The sequence below is a fragment of the Mucilaginibacter sp. 320_HR genome, assembly GCF_059691875.1.
In genome coordinates, this window is sequence record NZ_JCAWAI010000005.1 from 18,118 (window position 1) to 37,622 (window position 19,505).

Sequence of the window (19,505 nt, forward strand, 5' to 3'; positions counted from 1 at the left end):
CCCTAGTCCCTAAAAGGGGAGCTTTCACATGTGGAATTATTTACGTTTATTATAAATCTTGTGCCGGTACTTTGCCGGCATTGCAAACCAAAATTCCCCCTTTAGGGGGTCAGGGGGTATGAAATTCGGAACCAAAGCTATACACGCAGGGCAGGAGCCCGATCCTACAACCGGCGCTATTATGACGCCGATATATCAAACATCTACTTACTGGCAAAAGTCACCGGGAGATAATAAGGGATATGAGTACTCGCGTGGTACCAACCCAACCCGCAAGGCTTTGGAGGATTGTTTGGCGGCCTTAGAGAATGCGAAATATGGCTTGGCTTTCTCCAGTGGGATGGGCGCTACGGACGCGGTAATGAAGCTGCTTGCGCCAGGTGATGAGGTGATCACCGGGAACGACCTTTATGGTGGCTCTTATCGCATCTTTACCAAAATTTATGCTAAGTACGGCATCAAGTTCCACTTCCTGGACCTGAGCGATCCGGAGATCATTAACCAGTATGTTAATGAGAAGACCAAGTTGGTTTGGATAGAAACGCCGACCAACCCAACCATGCAGGTGGTGGATATTGAAGCTATCGGTAAGATCAGCAAAGCTAAAAACCTGCTATTTGTGGTTGACAATACCTTTGCCTCTCCGTACCTGCAAAACCCTATAGACCTGGGTGCCGATGTGGTGATGCATTCGGTAACCAAGTACATTGGCGGCCATAGCGACGTAGTAATGGGTGCACTGATGCTGAACGACGAAGAGCTTTACAAAAAGCTGTGGTTTATTTATAATGCCTGTGGCGCTACTCCGGGACCTATGGACAGCTTTTTGGTGCTGCGTGGTATCAAGACCCTGCACCTGCGTATGAAAGCGCATTGCGAGAACGGCAGGCAGGTAGCTGAGTTTTTGAAAGATCACCCGCGGGTGGAGAAAATATATTGGCCGGGTTTCCCCGATTCGCCGAACCACGAAGTTGCCAAAAAACAGATGCGCGACTTTGGCGGCATGATTTCTATTGTACTAAAAGATGCCGATCTGCAGGAAACCTATCGTATCGCAGGCTCATTTAAAGTGTTCTCCCTAGCCGAATCGTTAGGCGGAGTGGAGTCGCTGATCAACCATCCGGTAAGCATGACCCACGGCAGCATTCCTAAAGAGGCACGTGAAAAGGCTGGTGTAGTAGATAACCTGCTTCGCCTGAGCGTAGGGGTAGAGGATATTGAAGATTTGCTGGAAGATTTAAAACAAGCGTTGTCGTAAACAGCGTAAAGAATCAATAATCAGCAGGCAAGACAAGTAGCTTTCTCTTAATTCTTGACTCTTGATTCCTGACTCTATTTTATGACAGACAATCTTCGTTCCTTTCTCGACCAAAAGGTGGCTCAATACAACAGGCCTGATTTTATAGCTAACGATCCAATTAGTATCCCTCACCTGTTTACTAAAAAGCAGGACATCGAGATCATGGGCTTTTGGGCGGCAACTTTAGCCTGGGGACAACGCGTTACCATCATTAACAAGTGTAAAGAACTTATTGGTTTGATGGACGGGGCGCCCTATGATTTCATCATCAACCATCAGGAACCCGACCTAAAGAAGCTGCTTAACTTTAAGCACCGCACCTTTAATGATATTGATACGCTTTACTTTATTTCGTTCTTCAGGTATCACTATAAACGGTTTGAAAGCCTGGAAGATGCGTTTGTACCGGAGCCCCCTAGCCCCCTAAAGGGGGAATGTCTTGATGACTTTAGTCAAACTTCTACTCCCCTTTCAGGGGGTAGGGGGGCTGCAGCTTTAAATCATTTTCGCTCTTACTTCTTCTCGCTTCCTGATTTTCCTCATCGTACAAAGAAGCACGTGTCATCTCCGTCCCAGAAATCCACCTGCAAGCGCCTTTGCATGTTCCTGCGATGGATGGTGCGGAAGGATGATCAAGGGGTAGACTTCGGTATTTGGAACAAGCTTACGCCTGCCGACCTGATTTGCCCCTGCGACCTGCATGTAGACCGTGTTGCCCGCAAACTTAAACTTATTACACGCAAACAAACAGATTGGCAAACGGCGGTAGAACTCACACAAAACCTGCGTGAACTTGATCCGTATGATCCCGTAAAATACGACTTTGCCCTATTTGGCTTGGGGATAGAAGAACGATGGGGTATAGAAGGTATACTGCCAACACTTTAACTTTATTACCAGACTTTCTTTATCTTGTTGAACCATTATGATAAACATGAATAAGGACGTTGCCGCATTCCTGAAGGGAAAGAGCGAACATACTGTTGGTTTGTTACACCACATTATAGATCAGTTTATAGCTATTGGTCCGATAAAGGTAGAGGCTACCAAAACCATGATTGGAATATCTAATGATCACAAGCGCATAGCTTGGGTAACGCAGCTAGGTAAAAACTTTATACATGTGGTATTCCCATTTAAAAAGGAGTATCCTGATAATCTATGCTTTCAAAAAGTAGGGCAGGTTCCTGGTCAGCAGCAGTTTAATCATCATTTTAGGATGTTGCAAGCTGAAGACCTTAATGAAGAAGTGTTTAGTTTTATGCAAAAGGCCTATAATGAAGAGCGGTAATAGGACAAAAGTTATTTACGGGTTCTTTTCATTCCTTGATCGTAACCATAGTTAAGGCACTTTAGTTCGCTACTGTTTACGTCTTTGGCAATTAATTCCGCATAGATCGATATCACTTCTTTCTTGTTAGTGATGCCAATAGCTACTAAATTGTAAGCCCATCTTATAATCGCTACTTCCCGCTTGGTGGCAAACATGCCGGGTGCTATTTGGATACCGTCCTTTTCATGCCCTTTTATGGGTGTCCACATGTCCAGCTTACCACTGTTTTGAGATTCATTTATTATTTTCAAACGAAGAGCCGTTGACGGTTTCCCTGCGGTATCAATTGCAATATCCTGGCCAAATACATATGTTGAAAGGAACACAAACACAACAAATAGCAATTTTTTCATTTTCTTCGGTATAGGGGGTTAACTGTTAAGCTTCTTCTTTAAAATATACCTTGTAATAATTCATAGCTTTCCCATCATCAAAGCCTTTCTCTATAAGGTCTTTGTCTCCGTGAATGTAAATGTGGAAGTTCTTGTCCAGCTTTAACACGCTTTTATAGACCCTGGCCTGCTTTTTAACAGCATTATCAGATATTTCGAATGTATCGCCAATTTTAGTGTCAAACTCGTTTTCGTACTGGTTTTTAAAGTTCTTGAACGACTCTATAGCCTGCGGATTGCTGATCACCTCATCGGCAAACTCATCAATGTCAAAAGTTTCTTTTTCTTTAAAGTACTTCATTGACCGGTTTAGCAGGTCTATTTTGTCTGCCTTGCTCATGTCAAATTCATCGTCAAGTTTTTCCGTCACAAAGTTTTTGTAAATACCAAGCACGTTACTGGTTTGGTTAAAGCTGTCGTTTCGAATTTTCAATTGTAGAAACTCGTCTTTCCAGTACACTGCCGCATCCTGGCCTCCCGTAGTTTTATCTATAACTGCAACTTTGTAGCCGTTCTCTTTTTCTATATTGAAAATAAGTACCCCTTTGTCAAGTTTATTAATGTTGATTGCCTCTTGCTCGTAATCTACTGCAAAACCTCCATCATCCGGGTATACCTTCAGGTAGGTTTCCTTATTTTCCGATTTGAAAATGCCTATTGCATCCAGTAGGTCACCTTCAATTTGTACTTTATTAAAGTAAACAACATATAATTCGCCCCCTTTGATATTAGGGTGGGTGCTTACGTTGTAGAGGTGACGGGCGATATCCTGTGCAGATTTCTGGAAGCTTTCTTTGTTGTTGAACATAGCTGTTGCAAAATGATAGATCTCGTTCAACTCGAGGTTGTCGCTACTATGCATCAGGTGGTAAACTTCGTTCGCTTTTTCAAAAGGTTTCAGAAAGTATTGCATCAATAGGGAAGAGATCACCTCATCCTTTAAAGCAAGTGGATGGTCCGACAATGCGTACATCTCACCTTGTGTTTGATTGCCGACGTGATGAACTGATACAAGATCAAGCGATGCTTCAAAAAAAGTTACCATAGGGTGGCGAAGTTAGCGGTTTTTAGTTCGATGTAAATAACGACTTTTGTTGTTTAAACAGGATGCCGTGGTTAACCAATAACATCCATGCTTTACAAAGACATGACTACAACTGAAGATACCATTGTGGCCCTTGCTACACCCTCTGGAACGGGTGCTATCGGCGTTATCCGCTTATCTGGCCCGGATGCCATAAACATTGCCCAGAAAGTTTGGAAGGGGAAAGATCTTACTAAACAAGCGTCGCATACGCTGCATTTTGGCCGTATAATGGATGGTGACGCGGAACTGGACGAAGTAGTAGCATCGTTATTTGTTGCGCCGCGTTCTTACACCCGCGAGAACGTAGTAGAAATCTCCTGCCACGGAAGTAACTTTATTATTGGTTCTATCATAAAACTACTAATCAGGAATGGTGCACGCGCTGCCACGGCAGGGGAGTTTACTTTACGGGCATTCCTTAACGGTCAGCTAGACCTGTCCCAGGCAGAGGCTGTCGCTGACCTGATCGCTTCCAACTCCAAAGCATCGCAGCAAGTTGCATTGCAACAATTAAGGGGTGGCTTTAGCAGTCAGCTCAAAACATTGCGGGAGCAATTAGTTCAATTTGCTTCGTTGATAGAATTGGAACTGGATTTTGCCGAAGAAGATGTAGAGTTTGCCAATCGCGACCAGTTAAAGAAGCTGATAGTCGACATCAACCGGATAGTGACGAGTCTTATCAGTTCGTTTGAATTAGGCAATGCCATTAAAAACGGGGTGAACACTGTGATAGCAGGCCGGCCAAACGCGGGTAAATCTACCTTATTAAATGCTTTGCTGAATGAAGAACGTGCGATTGTGAGCCACATACCAGGTACAACCCGCGACACCATTGAAGAAATATTAAACATAAACGGCATTAACTTTCGCCTGATTGATACAGCGGGCATACGCGAGGCCACAGATGCTATAGAGCAGATTGGTGTACAGCGCACCATGGAGAAAATAAGTGAAAGCGCCCTGTTGTTGTATGTTTTTGACGCTTTGCAAATTACCGTTGCCGAATTGAACAGCGACCTTGAAAGCCTAAAAAGACCAAACGTAACCATGTTGGTAGTTGCAAATAAAGCCGACCTGCTGAACCACGAACAGCAATTACCACTGCCCCATACTGAAACGGCCGTTTTTATTTCCGCAAAAGAAAAGCAGAATATAGAAGAGCTTAAACAAAAGATATATTATGCCGCTGTAAAAGAGCAGCTAAACGGCAACGAAACGCTGATTACCAACATCCGCCACCTGGAAGCAATGCAAAAAACAGAGGAAAGTCTCTCAAGGGTGCTGAACGGGATAGATGACATTACATCGGACTTCCTGGCGATGGACATTAAACAAGCGCTACACTACCTTGGCGAAATAACAGGAGTAGTTACTACAGACGATTTGCTGGAAAATATTTTTAGCAAGTTCTGTATCGGCAAATGATGCCGACAAACACGCCAAATTAACGACAACTTACGACAAGTAAACTACTCATTGTTAATAAGTTATGTATATTTCGTTTGTCCAAATTCTTGGATAATATGCATTGTATTTCTTATTTTTGTTACTAAGTTGTTACTCAAAAACGATTTTTTTTGAGATTGAAAATTTGAGGAGGAATTAAGTAGCTTATATACTCTTATTTCCGCTTATTGCGCCTTATATAAGCTTAAACCGCCTTAAAGATGGAGTAATTACAACCGATGATTAAAGAAAAAATCGTCGGTAGTTACTTACCCGGTGATCTCACCTGAATGGTGTAACAAACTGATTTTTAATGTTTTAAAAGAGGCGAAATTATCGCAAGGAATTGCTTTGCCAAAATTTTGCCGGTAACGAATTTGAATGAAACTGATATGAGTTCTAATTTTACTGTAAACCGATTATGTGAACAATGCGGAACCGTTTTCGTGGCAAAAACTACTGTAACGAGATTCTGCAGTAAACTGTGCAATAAAAGGCACTATAAAGCGAAAGAGCGTTCACAAAAAATGGCTCCAATGGATCAGGTCCTTAAAAAAGTACTGGAAGCAAAACCTGAAGATCAGACCTCTGCTGAATTTCTCACCGTGAAGAATGCAGCCAAACTACTCCAGGCAACGGATAAAATGGTTTACCATCTTATCAATTTAGGTAAGATCCATGCAGTTAATCTCTCTGAACGAAAAACACTCGTCCGGCGCGTTGATATAGATAAAATATTTGAGTTGCCTCCGGTAGTTCAAATTAAAGAAATCAAGCCGCCACCAATCTCGGAATGCTATCACATGGCTGAGGCACAGGAAATTTTTAAGATCTCGGAATCGGCTTTATTTAATCTCATCAAAAGACACAAACTTTTTAAGTTTCAGGAAGGATGGTACACCTACGTGGCCAAATCCGATTTGAATAAAATTTTTTATACAGAACTGTAATTATGGCAAAAGTACACATCAGAAAAAAAGCATTAACAAAAGGAAGGCAGTCCGTATATCTTGACTTCTCACCTCCTTTACGCAACCCAAAAACCGGCAAACCTCAGCGCTTTGAGTTTTTAGATATTTTCGTGTATGAGAAACCTTCCAATGTATGGGAACGGAATCATAATATAGAAACTAATGATCTGCTTGAAAATATCAGGGCAAATCGTCTGCTTGATATTCAAAACCGGAAATATGGATTTATTTCTAACCGGGACCGCAGTTCAAGTTTCGTGGAATACTTTAAACAGTTTATCTGCACCAAAACCAATTCTGACTGTGACAATAATGCAATGTCTTACAGGTATTTTGTTGCCTTTGCCGGCCATGACCTGATCTTTAATGATCTGGATGAGTTTATGTGCGAAGATTATAAAAACTTCATGCTGAGCGGTCCCGGCATCAGCCGGCGCGGGCGACCTATCTCCCGTAATACCGCCGCCAATTATTTTGCAAAATTTAGAAACGCTTTAAAACGCGCTTATAAACAGGGACTTCTGACGGTCGACCTCCACAGCCAGGTTGATCCGATAAAATTAAAGGAGACACACAGGGAACAACTTGAACTTGAAGAGTTTCAGTTGTTGGTAAATACACCTGTTAAATCTGATGTTGTCAAAAGGGCGGCAATTTTCTCCGGGCTGACCGGGCTACGTTTTTCAGATGTTAAAACACTTACCTGGTCAGAAGTCAGAGGTAAAGCTGGCAAATTTTATCTGCAGTTCACCCAGGAGAAAACGGAAGGCGCAGAAATTCTACCGGTTTCAGACCAGGCTATAGAGGTTCTGGGCGAACGCCTGACACCCGAACATCTTGTATTTAACAATTTGCATTATTCAAATATTAAATCCTGTTTTAATGTTTGGATGGAACGAGCAGGTATTGATAAAAACATAACCTTCCATAGTTTCAGGCATACCTATGCTACACTTCAGCTGGAACTGGGAACTGAATTACTTACGGTATCAAAGCTGCTCGGACATAAAAGTATCAAAACAACTTTGATATACACCAAGGTTAAGGACAAAATGAAGATTGAAGCCGCCGGAAGAATTAAACTTGATCTTACTAAACTTAGTTTATGTAAATAAAATAGGGATACTATTCACCGCAAAGCGGCCTGGTACAGGCAGCTTTGTGGTTTCTGGCGATATTAGAATTTGTCTAATTTATGATTTGCCCGACTTACTGATGTTCTGCGGTTTGGGGTAATGTCGCTAATCTCAGTAATCGTTTTTTTCCTTCCGCTTCTGATCCAGTTCTGTAATTCTGATTTATTAAAATAAAGTCTTTTACCAGGCTTGCTTACCGGGATTTCTTTTCTGCTTACCTTGGTATATAATGATGCAACTGATACTTTAAGAAATTTTGCAGCCTCTGATATATCCAGCAATTCATTTTCGCTTTCGTCCTTAGGCTGCAAATTGAGCAGCAGACCTTCCATCTGTTCAATTTTCTCGAACAAACGCCTTACAACTTCTGGCAATTCATTAAAATTAAAGGGTTCCATCAACAGCAAAGTTGAGCCTATTCAGAATTATACATTCATCAGTAATTCGGTACTACCGAAAACTTTTTATGCCGGATGACGGCAAATAAATAAGTTATAAGTTAAAACACACTGATTGACATCTTGTTATAGGATGAACATCTAAAACATTTATACTATGGCAACTAAAGGATCAAAAGTGGAAAGACATTCCGTATCGGAACAGCCACACGAATTAGCTTACGAAGCGAAAAAGGAAGGTACCACCGCTAAAAAGGTTGATGCCGCTAAAAAGTCAGCCGGTTCAAATCAGCGCAGTGCTGTTGAAAGTAAACTGAACGGGAAGAAATAATTGCCGAATTATCAGAACATAGCCGAAAAGCACAGCCCCGCAAGGGGCTTTTTTGTCTGTAGTGAACAATGAAAATCGCAACCTACAATATCAACGGCATTAACGGCCGTTTAGAAATCCTGCTGCGCTGGTTAGAAGAAGCGCAGCCTGATGTTGTATGCCTCCAGGAACTTAAATCCGAAAACCATAAATTCCCTGAGCTTGCCATCAGCGAAGCCGGCTATCAGGCCGTCTGGCACGGGCAGAAGTCATGGAACGGTGTAGCCATCCTTTCTAAAACAGAGATCCGGGAACTGCGCAATGACCTGCCTTGTGAAGATGAGGAGTTCACGCACAGCAGATATATCGAAGCTTTTACCGGCGGAATTGTGATCGGCTGTCTGTATCTGCCAAACGGCAATCCTTATCCTGGGCCGAAGTTCAATTACAAACTGCGCTGGTTTAAAAGGTTAGCCGATCATGCAAAAGATCTGGTAAACCGGGAACTGCCAGTTATTCTGATCGGGGACTATAATGTAATGCCGACAGAACTTGATACCTACAAACCTGAAAAGTATCTCGAAAATGCTTTGTTCTGTCCCGAAAGCCGCAAGGCTTTTAAAGTCCTGGTAGATCAGGGCTGGACGGATGCTATCAGAAAACTTTATCCCGATGAACGGATCTATACCTTCTGGGATTATCTGAGGGATGCTTATGGGAGAAACGCTGGTCTGCGCCTTGATCATTTTCTGCTGAATAAAAACGTTGCATTCAGGCTCAAAACAGCCAATGTGGACAAATATGTACGCGGCTGGCCGGGAACAAGTGACCATGCGCCGGTTTGGATAGAATTGTCGGACGGTAAAAATCCAAAGGGGAAAACGAAAACAGCAGACGTAAATAACCCGGTTAAAGATCCTGAAATAACCGTCAATTCACCGGATTTGCCGGAACTACAAGGCTTAGCCGCTTTGCTTAAGGAGTTACCGAAAACATCTTTTCCGGCAGATATCAAACCAATGAAAGCCACACTGGTGGATGAACCATTTGATCAGCAAGGCTGGATCTATGAGATCAAATGGGATGGTTACCGGGCAGTAGCTTTGCTGAACGATGGCAAGGCCACACTGATGTCAAGGAATAACCTGGTATTCGGGCAATTCCAGCCGATCAATGATTTACTGGAAAGCTGGAACCTGAATATGGTGCTTGATGGCGAAATCGTAGCTTTAAATGATAAAGGCACGGCGGATTTTGGTGCACTGCAGAACTGGCGTAATAAAAAAAGCGCGCATCTCGCGTATTACATTTTTGATATCCTATGGTATAACGGCCGTGACCTTACCGGGCTGCCGCTAAAATCGAGACGTGAAATTCTGGATGCAGTACTTCCGGAAAATAATGAACTGATCAGGCCCAGTCAGACATTTGATGTAGGCGGGATAGAATTTTTTGAAGCAGCAAAAAAGATGGGTCTTGAAGGTATCATTGCCAAAAGGGCCGATAGTCTGTACACTTCTGATGCACGTTCCCGTGAATGGTTAAAGATCAAAGCCAAACGCCGCCAGGAAGTGGTCATTGCCGGCTTCACTAAAAATGAGGGTACTGGTAAATATTTCAGCGCACTCGCCATTGGCGTTTTTGACCAGAAAGGTGTACTGCGCTATATTGGAAAGGTCGGCACCGGCTTCAACGATACGAAACAAAAAGAAATGATGGCGCAGTTCAAACCACTCATCACGATGGAAAGTCCGTTTGACGTCGAACCAGATGTTGATGAACCTTCACAGTTCCGGCCGAGAAGACTAGGCGCTAAAGCTACCTGGTTAAAGCCTGAACTGGTCTGCGAAGTTGAGTTTGCTGAAATCACCAGTGACGGTAAGGTTCGTCAGGCTTCCTTTAAAGGTATGCGCAGTGATAAGAAGGCCAGAGATGTGATGATGGAAATTGAATCGGATACCGAAGAAGTTGTCGAAGAAGTCAGTCTGATGGCGGAATTAAAAAGGGATGCATCAAAGCAAACGGACCCGAAACCGAAGCGCTCAGTTAAACCAAAGACAGGTAAAACTCCCGCAGATCTTTTGATCACATCCAAAAAGGAAACGGAAGAAATTAAGGTCGACGGACACCTGATCAAATTCACCCACCTGAATAAATTATACTGGCCGGAAGATATGGTCACCAAAAGGGATATGTTTAATTACTACCATCAGGTTGCTCCGTTTATGGTTCCTTACCTGAAGGACAGGCCGATGTCGCTGAACCGTTATCCGGGCGGGATACATGGTGAGAGTTTTTATCAGAAAAATGTCCGGGACAAAGCACCCGGCTGGGCTGAAACTATGCCGCATACCAATGGTGAAGGAGTTGATAAGGATTATCTCCTGGGCAATAACGAGGCAACGCTGCTCTGGATGGCATCCCTGGGATGTATAGAAATGAACCCGTGGTTCAGCAGGATTCAGTCACCCGATAATCCCGATTATTGCATTATAGATCTTGATCCTGACAAACAGCATTTCGATCAGGTGATTCAGGCCGCGCTGGAGGTCAAAAAGGTGCTGGACGCCATTATGTTCCCAGTTATCCGAAAACCTCCGGATCAACCGCTATGCATATTTACATCCCGCTCGGTGCACAGTACACGTATGATCAGAGCCAGCTTTTTGCCAACATTATTGTAAAACTGGTGCAGAAACAGATCCCTGATTTTACTACGCTGGAAAGAATGATCTCTAATCGCAAGGGTAAAATGTACCTTGACTTTTTACAGAACCGTCCGGGTGCAACTATTGCGGGAGTTTATTCTCTTCGGCCTAAGCCGGGTGCAACGGTGTCCATGCCGGTGACATGGGATGAGGTCAGACCAGGACTGACCATGCGTGACTTTACTATCCATAATGCTATTGACCGATTAAAGGAGACCGGTGATCTGTTTACCGGTGTACTCGGCTCAGGAATAGATTTGATGAAAACATTAGAAAAAGTAAAAAACCTGGTTTTATAAAAGATGTGCTCAGCAGTTTGATCGGAGGCATTGCCGGGTGGCTGCACTAAATTTACTGCACCAGGCAGTTATATTTGGATATTGTTCTTCGCCATAAAAGCTTTATTTGTGCCGGGCATCCTTATATTGTATTTATTTCATTGACCCTTCAAAGCCGGAAAGTTCTGGTATCTGATTATATGAGGCAACTTCGATGAGTTTTGGCTCGTGGGTATTGTGCCAGAATTTCCCTGCCCCGTGTATTGCTGTTTTCATGATAGATCTCATGTATGGTCAGTATATGTTTTATAGTCTTTTCTCGCAGCATGCCTCCCATAGCAGCGATCATATCATTTTTATGAACGCCTGAAGTTTTGTTTTATTCCGGCATCCTGCGCAAGCCGCAGTCAGGCTATACACTGTATCTTCTGCGAAGGATGCCGCTGCTATCCCTGATGCTTTTGGTTGGTTAACTGTTCGGGTGATAAAACAGCTTTCAGGATTCAGGCCTGCACCCGGTTCACTGCCTGCGCACCGCTTGTCCGTTCACCAGGTTCCGGCCAGCTGCAGGAGCCTGCCTGCCGTATGCCTCCCCCGCAGACCGAACAGACCGTACGCGATGCTTAACGACTGTTCCGCCCGCTCATCCGGCAGGCAGGCACCTGCTTGAAAATCGAAGTTGAATGTACTATTAGAGTTGTTCTGCCCTTTACCCGGTTCATTTCCTGCGCCTGCGCTTGTTCATTCACCAGGTCCGGGCAGCTGCAAAAGCCTGCCTGCCGCATAGCCGTCCCGCATCCTGAACCAGACCGTACGCTATGCTTAACCTGGCTGTTTCATCCCGCTCATCCGGCAGTCAGGCATTTGCCCTGATGTCAGCCTTTGGAATTGAGCTTCTTATTAACTGATATTCTTATTCCGCAAGCCACTTTCATCTTTTTTCCCGAACGGGATAAAAGCGCAGCTAAGTTCGTGACCGCTGCTGTTATTTGGGTATGCCAAAAGACTACGGCATAAACGGCTGCCTCCCCATAGGGTCCCCTCCAATTATTCCGTTTCCTTTTGTCTTCGCTGCGGTCACACGACGCCGCTTTCTTTTCCCCCGCTCTCCAAAAAAATGATTGAAGGAGGCTGGCAAAAAAAAGAAAAACAGACATAATCAATTCAATTAAAAATTAGAAAAAATGGCACACAACTTGAATTTCAGCGAAAAGAACAATGATTACAGCTTTTTCAGCGTACAGGAAAAAGCATGGCACGGACTGGGAAAGATAGTACAGCAATACCCCACCAGCGCTGAGGCGATCAAATACGCCGGACTGGATTACACCGTAGAAAAGCGCCCGCTTTTTACTTATGATACCGACAATCATAACGGCGACCCGGATACAGATATCATTATCCCGGAAGTAAAAGTACCCAATTATTTTGCTACCGTAAGGACAGACACCGAGGATGTCTTAGGTGTGGTTGGCCGGGATTATGAGATCGTACAGAACATTAACGCTTTTGAATTCTTTGACGCCATTGTTGGTGGCGGTGATGGTATCCTGTATGAAACCGCAGGCGCATTAGGCAAGGGCGAGCGCATATTTATTACCGCCAAACTCCCTGACTATATCCGTGTCGGCAAGGACGATCTGATCGAGCAATATTTATTCCTGACCACCTCGCATGACGGGTTCGGAAGTATAACAGCTGCATTTACCCCGGTTCGTGTAGTCTGCAATAATACACTCAATGCTGCGCTCCGCAACCACTCTAACGCGATTAAAATCCGTCACACCGCATCGGCCAACGACCGCATTAAACAGGCGCATACCTTAATGGGTATCAGCAATAACGCAGGTTCGGAATTATCTGAACTTTTTAACCATTGGGCGCAAGTTCGTATCACTGATAAAGATGTGAAAAAACTGATACAAATTGCCATGGCACCAAACAGGGAAGTACTGCAGAACCTGCAAAGCGGAAACCTTGATGAATTATCTGCCAACTATACCAATGTGATTGACAAGGTTTACGAGTACGCCCAGAGCAGTTCAACCCAGCAGATGCCGACAACAGCGGGAACAGTTTTCGGTGCGTATAATGCAATCACCGGCTACTTTCAGAATGTAAGGAATTACAAGGACGGGGAAGCCAAGTTCAAATCCATCACAGAAGGCACGGCTAAATTAAGAGCGCAGACTGCATTCAGCTTATGCACCGAGTTTGCGGTACATGGCGCACAATGCCTGATACTTAACTAAATGTATAGCGGGGGATCAATTCCCCCGCATATTTTCTTATCAGTTTCAAGAAATACAATCAAATATCATGACACGATCCAATATTCATATTATACTGACCAACGGCAGAAAGATCAAATGTGTTGCCGACAGCAGCAGCGCACCCGAACAAGGCTACATAGTTGAAACGCTTATACAGCCAATCCTGATGCTGAACGATCCCGATGCAGAAATGAAACTGCTGAAAGAACATTGCACCATGAACGAACAGCGCATTAATGCTACATACCGTTATGAGATTAACCTCCTGACCAACAGGGTGTCATTTTTTGAGGAAAGGTACGATTTCGGGAAAGACAGGTTTGACAGAGGGGAAGATATAACCGAGCGTTACGACGCTTATTTAATACAGATAAAAGCTTAATTTGAAAATCATGGTTAAGATTAAAGAAGGTTACGTAATGTCAATTCAGGAAAAAGTTGAATATGATAGAGTGAACGCTTTACCAAGGAAAAAATCAGGCAGAGTTGATTATTATTATAAACCACAAAACAAGTATCCACCAAGAATATATGTCTTTATTCACGCCGAAATGTGGCCTCCACGTAATCGCAGACCCATGGGATTATTTTATGCTGTGCCATTTATGTCACGGCCAATGAACAAGGAAGAAATCGAGTTTCATCATTTTGATAATCGCCTATGTTATTATCAATATGAAAATTGGGAGAAACTAATAGAAACTGAGAAAAATGAAGCCAATGAACTTGATAGAGAATCGGAAGGTGTTGGGGCGGCTTTTTTGAAGCTGTTAGAGAGCTATAAAAAAGAGTTTCCTCTAAATTCCTAACATCTAAAAGTAGTAGTTAGTTTTGAAGCCCAAATTTTCTGCGATTCTGTAACTATTTGAGATTTCTAAACTAACTACTTTTTCAAAATCTTCCTTTGTTAAGCTATTCAAATTCGAAGATTTGAATAGTATATGATAATCCTCCATCAACTTATGGTTGCCGCAGTCAATGTGAAACTTTAAAGCCTTGTACTGAAGATCACAAAATGGAGACAAATAAATTGAAAGTGTTGGCAAATTGTCACTTTTTGAAGAATTAACAGCTCTTGATATCGGCGCAATATTCCATAGTTGATCGTGAGCAACATAACTCCAAGGTATAAAGTGATCAAGACTGTATGATGTTTCTAAAATAGGATTATTACTAAATATACAATTAGTGGCATTATTAGAAGTATATTTTCCCCAATACAACTTAGCCACTTTTAAATCTCTCAAGAATGGTTTTTCCAGTTTTTGAGATAAACCAACTACTGTAGGATTGTTTTTTTGCAGAAATTGAATCAGGTGGTATTTAATATATCCTCTTAGAATATATTGGTGACGATTGAAGTAATTGGCCCATGCTGGATGAATTCTTATTCCTTTTTTTTCAATACGATAAGGTGATATTATTTCATGTTCTTCATCATTAGTTAGTTCTGTTATTTTATCATTTATTTGCTGATCATTGAGACCCTTTAAGTAATCAGTAAAAAATGGACTTAAAAATCGATAGGTAACCCACCGTTTTAATACAACCTCTATTTTTCGTCTCAACCTTTCAGCTTCTTTCCCAGGTAAATTGTTATTGATTTGAGTCAACAAATCAGCAGAATTAATACTGTTATCAACTTGCATAAGAGTAGATATCGTGTTGGCTAATTCTTTAAAACTATCTTGTTTTCCGAACGATAGCTTATAGTAATCCAGTGGATACCACACGGATGATATCATTCTCATGGAGAGTTCATCTAAACTTATATACAAATCTCGATGTTCCGAAAGATGATCAAGAATTGACAAAAACCAGTAAAATTTGTACGAATTTGCTACACTTTTAAAACACCTGCTAAGTGCGGCTATCTGTAAGCGTTCGTCAGAAGGTAATTTGTTTTCAATAAAAGACATCCGTTATAACTTTTCCACAAAGTAAATAATTATTAACTGATGAGGTAATTATTGCCATTTTATAATATACTAAGTTTAAATTTGCGTAAGGATATGGCATTAAATATAAAAGAAATTGAAGCGGAAATTATTGATCAGTATATCAATGATGAAAACCCTCGTCCGTGGATCATTGGTTTTTCGGGTGGAAAGGACAGTACTATGCTGCTTCAAGTAGTATGGCAGGCTATTTTAAAGATTGATCCAATTTTACGTAGCAGAAAGGTCTATGTAGTATGTAATGACACCCTGGTAGAAAATCCAAAAATTGCTCAATTCATAAATATTACATTAGAAAATATTCAAAAGGCGGCTGCATCTCAAAATTTACCTATTACAGTTCATCAAACAACCCCAAGATTAGAAGACACTTTTTGGGTAAATCTATTGGGTAAAGGCTATCCGGCGCCTAATAACTCTTTCAGGTGGTGTACTGATAGATTAAAAATTAATCCTACTACAGAATTTATCAGAAATAAAATAAGTGAGGTTGGGGAAGCTATAATTTTATTAGGAACACGAAGTGATGAAAGTGCAACACGCGCTAAAAGTATCGCTAATAATAAAATTTATATAGACAGTGAACGCCTTCGCAAGCATGTACTTCCTAATGCATTCGTTTATTCTCCAATTACCGAAGTTTTAACTGATGAGCTTTGGACATATTTACTTCAAGTAAATCCCCCTTGGGGTGGATCCCACCGCGCTTTGGTAACACTTTATCGCAATGCCACCGGTGGAGATTGTCCTTTAGTCATTGATACAACAACTCCGTCCTGTGGTCAAAGTCGATTTGGATGCTGGGTATGTAGCGTCGTTAAAAGAGACAAATCAATGGAGGCCTTAATTGATAACGGTGAAGAATGGATGGAACCATTGGTTGAATTTCGCGACATGCTGGTCGATTTTAGAAATGATAGGAGTTGGAGGCAAACTTGGAGAAGAAATTCAAGTGCTGAAAATGCCGATGAAGAAACCTGGGGGCCATACTTACCGGAAAAACGAGCTTACATGTTGGAAGTTCTTTTGAATGCTCAGAAAGAAGTTCAAAAAGAAGATCCTAATCTTATTTTAATTAATTACCAGGAACTCGTAGCTATACAGGTAACTTGGCATCGTGATTCAATATTTGATTTCAATGTCGCGGATATTTATAACAGGGTTTATCAAACACAGATGAAAAATGAAGACTTTTCAGATGGCCAAGTATTTGAAAAGGATCTTTTGAAGGAAGTTTGTGAAGATCCTTCAGACTTTAACTTAATTACTGAATTATTGGAAATCCAAAAATCTAAAATTTTACTGGTTAATAATTTTGGAATTCAAAGTGATTTTGAAAATCATATTGAAAGAGATTATATAAAGCGTTCTGTATGTTAATTGATAAAATCAGAATTCGCAATTTTCGAGTTTACTATGGAGAACATGACTTATCGTTGTCATTGAATCCAGAAAAACATGTTACAGTAATATCCGGACAAAACGGTTTTGGAAAAACCTCTCTTTTAACCTCATTGGTTTGGGTGCTTTATGGTAAACTAATGGCGGATGTTGACGAGCGTTATCGTAAGGAAATCTATGAGAGCGGCGGTTATAAAAAGTATGCTAATAAATTAATGAATCGTCCTGCATTGGAAGAAGCAATTGCATTCAAACAAGAACTTCATGATAAATTGCAGGCTACAAAAAACGTTTTAGAAAAAGAGGCGATTAAACAACAAATCGCAGAAACTTTTTCCTTTAGTGTTACCGTTTATTTAACAAATATCTTTATCCCACACCTTTCATGTAAACAGGTTTCTATTAAACGCACCTATAATTTTAGTACGGGTAATGACAATGTTGAAATACTAATTGATGGTAAACCAAATGAACTTACAAAAACTATTGGTACAGAAATTTTTATAAATGATTTTGTATTGCCCAAGGAAATAGCAAAATTTTTCTTTTTTGATGCGGAAAAAATCACGGCCCTTGCCGAAGTTAAAAGTTTAGAGGAAAAGCAATATTTCAGCAAGGCATATACAGAAGTTCTTGGAATAAAAAAATATACTGATTTAAAGTCAAATTTGGAAAACTTGCTTTTAAGGATTAGTAAAAAATCTGCTGACAAGGCTGACCTTCGAAAGATAGAAATTTACCAAAATAAGCTGGTTGAAAACAGTAATCTATTAGAGTTTTATCAGAATACTTTAAGCAAAAAAGACCAGGAGTGGGTAATTAAGAAAAGTGATTTTTCAGAAATTCAGGAACGTCTTGTTCGGGCAGGAAGTGCCATGAGTTTTGAAGAGTTACAGGAGTTTAAGAAAATTAGAATCCAATTAAAGGAAGAGCTTGTAAAGAATAAAAATCGTTTTAATGATTTGCTTGAATTAGCACCATTTGCAATGGTAGCCAGTAAAATGAAGATGGTAAAAAAACAACTTGATTTAGAGGAAAGACAAGCACACCACAGTCTCATCAATAGTCTATTGCAGGAAAAGTATCAATTGCTTTCTCAGGCATTTATGGAACATCCTGAATTTAATTTTGCTAAAGTTAATGCCATATTAGAAATAAACTTAGTATCAGATGAAACTCCTGGTCATAAAGTTTTGCTAAACTTCACTGCTGAACAAAACAATCTTTTCAACGCAGTTATCGATAACCTGGGTAACGTATATAGTAAACAATTTAAAACCTTGGTAGCTGACGCGAGACGATTACAAAGCACTTATAATATTACGCAAAAGAAAGTTCAGGATGCTGAAGCTAAAGCAGATGATCCTGTGATTAAAGCTTTGAAAGAAACTTATATCTCCCTTCAGAATGAAATCATAGCTCTTGAAGATAGTATTTTGGATATCAAGGTTAAGCTTGGAGTTTTAGAAAAAGAAACTTCAAATATTAAAAAACAACTATCTGAACAGACTAAGCATATTAAAATCGGGGAGACTGATCAACAAAAGGCACAAACTGCCGAAAGGTTAGTTAAGCAGCTGGAAACATTTATTTTTCAGCTCAAACAAAAGAAAAAGGGTTCGCTGGAAAAAAATATCAAAAAGGAACTTAACCGCCTGATGCATAAGCATGACTTTGTTGAAAAGGTGAATGTAAAGGTCGAAGGAGATTTAATTGATGTTGATCTTTATGATTACAGCAACTCCCTTATTAATAAAGATAGCTTGTCGAAAGGAGAACAACAATTATACGCTACGGCATTATTAAAAGCGCTGATTACAGAATCCAATATACAGTTCCCTGTATTTATCGATAGTCCACTTCAAAAATTGGATAAATTACATGCTGGTAATATTATTAAGGATTTTTACCCCGCAATATCATCTCAAGTGGTTGTGTTCCCCTTATTAGAAAAAGAGTTGAATGCCGGTGAATACTTTATGTTGTTGCCTAAAGTTGGAAAAAGCTATTTGATAAATCAGATCGCGCCATACAAGTCATGTTTTGCAGATGTTTTGCCGGAAATGCTTTTTGAACAATTCGAAAATTTACAAAAGACCTATGTTCAATAACATTAGAACTTCACGGGCTAACAAAGACATTGTTACGTTACTAACCAATAGGTTGAACCTTGGCGCAGAAAATGTAATTGCCAGAATGGCCTTTAGCTATTCTCTTTCAAAAGAACTAAAATTGGATTTGAACAATATTCAGGATTCTGGAGGAAAGGAATATAATACCAAAGTTCTTTTTGGTAATTATACAGATATATATATTGCGTTAATCTGTGTTCATTATAATCTCAATAAATCTGATAAAGACATTCAAAAATATGTTAAGATGCATATTGATGAAGGATTGAGGTTAATTTATAAGGATATTGAAAAGAAAGAATCCATAACCGGTACAGACTTTTTAATAAATGAAATTGAAAAAGGTATAGCAGTTTTCTAAATATTATATAAATTACATGTT

General features: G+C 40.8%; 18 protein-coding genes and 1 pseudogene. 14 read left to right on the plus strand and 5 right to left on the minus strand.

Features of this window, described 5'->3' with window-relative positions:
• Positions 1-118: 118 nt before the first annotated feature.
• The 3 genes from AC59GT_RS17400 (at position 119) to AC59GT_RS17410 (ending at position 2,591) form a co-directional block, all read left to right on the plus strand.
• On the plus strand, positions 119-1,258 hold the full coding sequence (locus AC59GT_RS17400) for a cystathionine gamma-synthase (protein WP_497238810.1): 1,140 nt from the start codon (positions 119-121) through the stop codon (positions 1,256-1,258).
• An 81-nt stretch (positions 1,259-1,339) separates the two neighbouring features.
• Positions 1,340-2,188 carry a TIGR02757 family protein gene (locus AC59GT_RS17405; RefSeq protein ID WP_497238811.1) on the plus strand — a complete coding sequence of 283 codons (849 nt, stop codon included), beginning with the start codon at positions 1,340-1,342 and terminating at the stop codon, positions 2,186-2,188.
• A 46-nt stretch (positions 2,189-2,234) separates the two neighbouring features.
• A complete protein-coding gene (locus AC59GT_RS17410; RefSeq protein ID WP_497238812.1) occupies positions 2,235-2,591 on the plus strand; it encodes a DUF5655 domain-containing protein in 357 nt (118 codons plus the stop codon).
• A gap of 11 nt (positions 2,592-2,602) precedes the next feature.
• Here the strand turns inward: AC59GT_RS17410 and AC59GT_RS17415 are convergent, their stop codons facing one another.
• Complete coding sequence (locus AC59GT_RS17415; RefSeq protein ID WP_497238813.1) at positions 2,603-2,986, minus strand: hypothetical protein; 384 nt, start codon at positions 2,984-2,986, stop codon at positions 2,603-2,605.
• 25 nt (positions 2,987-3,011) lie between these two features.
• The gene (locus AC59GT_RS17420) at positions 3,012-4,070 is read right to left on the minus strand and encodes a nucleoid-associated protein (protein ID WP_497238814.1); all 1,059 of its coding nucleotides are present in this window, start codon (positions 4,068-4,070) and stop codon (positions 3,012-3,014) included.
• Between the two features lie 102 nt (positions 4,071-4,172).
• Between AC59GT_RS17420 and mnmE the strand changes: the two genes are divergently transcribed.
• From mnmE to AC59GT_RS17435, 3 genes are all read left to right on the plus strand, one after another.
• The gene (gene mnmE, locus AC59GT_RS17425) at positions 4,173-5,537 is read left to right on the plus strand and encodes a tRNA uridine-5-carboxymethylaminomethyl(34) synthesis GTPase MnmE (protein WP_497238815.1); all 1,365 of its coding nucleotides are present in this window, start codon (positions 4,173-4,175) and stop codon (positions 5,535-5,537) included.
• A 557-nt stretch (positions 5,538-6,094) separates the two neighbouring features.
• Positions 6,095-6,508, plus strand: a complete 414-nt coding sequence (locus AC59GT_RS17430) for a helix-turn-helix domain-containing protein (protein ID WP_497238816.1) — start codon at positions 6,095-6,097, stop codon at positions 6,506-6,508.
• Between the two features lie 2 nt (positions 6,509-6,510).
• Complete coding sequence (locus tag AC59GT_RS17435; protein WP_497238817.1) at positions 6,511-7,644, plus strand: tyrosine-type recombinase/integrase; 1,134 nt, start codon at positions 6,511-6,513, stop codon at positions 7,642-7,644.
• Positions 7,645-7,706: 62 nt separating this feature from the next.
• Here AC59GT_RS17435 and AC59GT_RS17440 read toward each other — a convergent pair whose 3' ends face one another.
• Positions 7,707-8,063, minus strand: a complete 357-nt coding sequence (locus AC59GT_RS17440; RefSeq protein ID WP_497238818.1) for a helix-turn-helix domain-containing protein — start codon at positions 8,061-8,063, stop codon at positions 7,707-7,709.
• A 157-nt stretch (positions 8,064-8,220) separates the two neighbouring features.
• On the opposite strand from AC59GT_RS17440, the gene AC59GT_RS17445 reads away from it, so the two are divergent.
• Positions 8,221-8,394, plus strand: coding sequence for a hypothetical protein (locus tag AC59GT_RS17445; RefSeq protein WP_497238819.1), 174 nt, complete (start codon positions 8,221-8,223; stop codon positions 8,392-8,394).
• Between the two features lie 68 nt (positions 8,395-8,462).
• Positions 8,463-11,380: pseudogene (gene ligD / locus AC59GT_RS17450) on the plus strand (DNA ligase D).
• A 132-nt stretch (positions 11,381-11,512) separates the two neighbouring features.
• Here the strand turns inward: ligD and AC59GT_RS17455 are convergent.
• Positions 11,513-11,647 carry a hypothetical protein gene (locus AC59GT_RS17455; protein WP_497238820.1) on the minus strand — a complete coding sequence of 45 codons (135 nt, stop codon included), beginning with the start codon at positions 11,645-11,647 and terminating at the stop codon, positions 11,513-11,515.
• Positions 11,648-12,543: 896 nt separating this feature from the next.
• Here AC59GT_RS17455 and AC59GT_RS17460 point away from each other — a divergent pair.
• The 3 genes from AC59GT_RS17460 (at position 12,544) to AC59GT_RS17470 (ending at position 14,441) form a co-directional block, all read left to right on the plus strand.
• A complete protein-coding gene (locus tag AC59GT_RS17460; RefSeq protein ID WP_497238821.1) occupies positions 12,544-13,611 on the plus strand; it encodes a DUF932 domain-containing protein in 1,068 nt (355 codons plus the stop codon).
• A 67-nt stretch (positions 13,612-13,678) separates the two neighbouring features.
• Positions 13,679-14,014, plus strand: a complete 336-nt coding sequence (locus tag AC59GT_RS17465) for a hypothetical protein (protein ID WP_497238822.1) — start codon at positions 13,679-13,681, stop codon at positions 14,012-14,014.
• A 10-nt stretch (positions 14,015-14,024) separates the two neighbouring features.
• Positions 14,025-14,441, plus strand: coding sequence for a hypothetical protein (locus tag AC59GT_RS17470; protein WP_497238823.1), 417 nt, complete (start codon positions 14,025-14,027; stop codon positions 14,439-14,441).
• A gap of 3 nt (positions 14,442-14,444) precedes the next feature.
• Here the strand turns inward: AC59GT_RS17470 and AC59GT_RS17475 are convergent, their stop codons facing one another.
• Complete coding sequence (locus tag AC59GT_RS17475; protein ID WP_497238824.1) at positions 14,445-15,551, minus strand: HNH endonuclease domain-containing protein; 1,107 nt, start codon at positions 15,549-15,551, stop codon at positions 14,445-14,447.
• Positions 15,552-15,644: 93 nt separating this feature from the next.
• Between AC59GT_RS17475 and dndC the strand changes: the two genes are divergently transcribed.
• Genes dndC through AC59GT_RS17490 form a run of 3 tightly spaced genes read left to right on the plus strand, consistent with a single transcriptional unit; the run spans position 15,645 to position 19,484 of the window.
• Complete coding sequence (gene dndC, locus AC59GT_RS17480; protein WP_497238825.1) at positions 15,645-16,970, plus strand: DNA phosphorothioation system sulfurtransferase DndC; 1,326 nt, start codon at positions 15,645-15,647, stop codon at positions 16,968-16,970.
• Entirely contained in the window at positions 16,964-19,102 is a 2,139-nt protein-coding gene (locus AC59GT_RS17485; protein WP_497238826.1) for an AAA family ATPase, read from the plus strand. The genes dndC and AC59GT_RS17485 overlap by 7 nt, the downstream gene beginning before the upstream one ends.
• Complete coding sequence (locus AC59GT_RS17490; RefSeq protein WP_497238827.1) at positions 19,092-19,484, plus strand: DndE family protein; 393 nt, start codon at positions 19,092-19,094, stop codon at positions 19,482-19,484. Before AC59GT_RS17485 ends, AC59GT_RS17490 begins: the two co-directional genes overlap by 11 nt.
• The last annotated feature ends 21 nt before the right edge of the window (positions 19,485-19,505 follow it).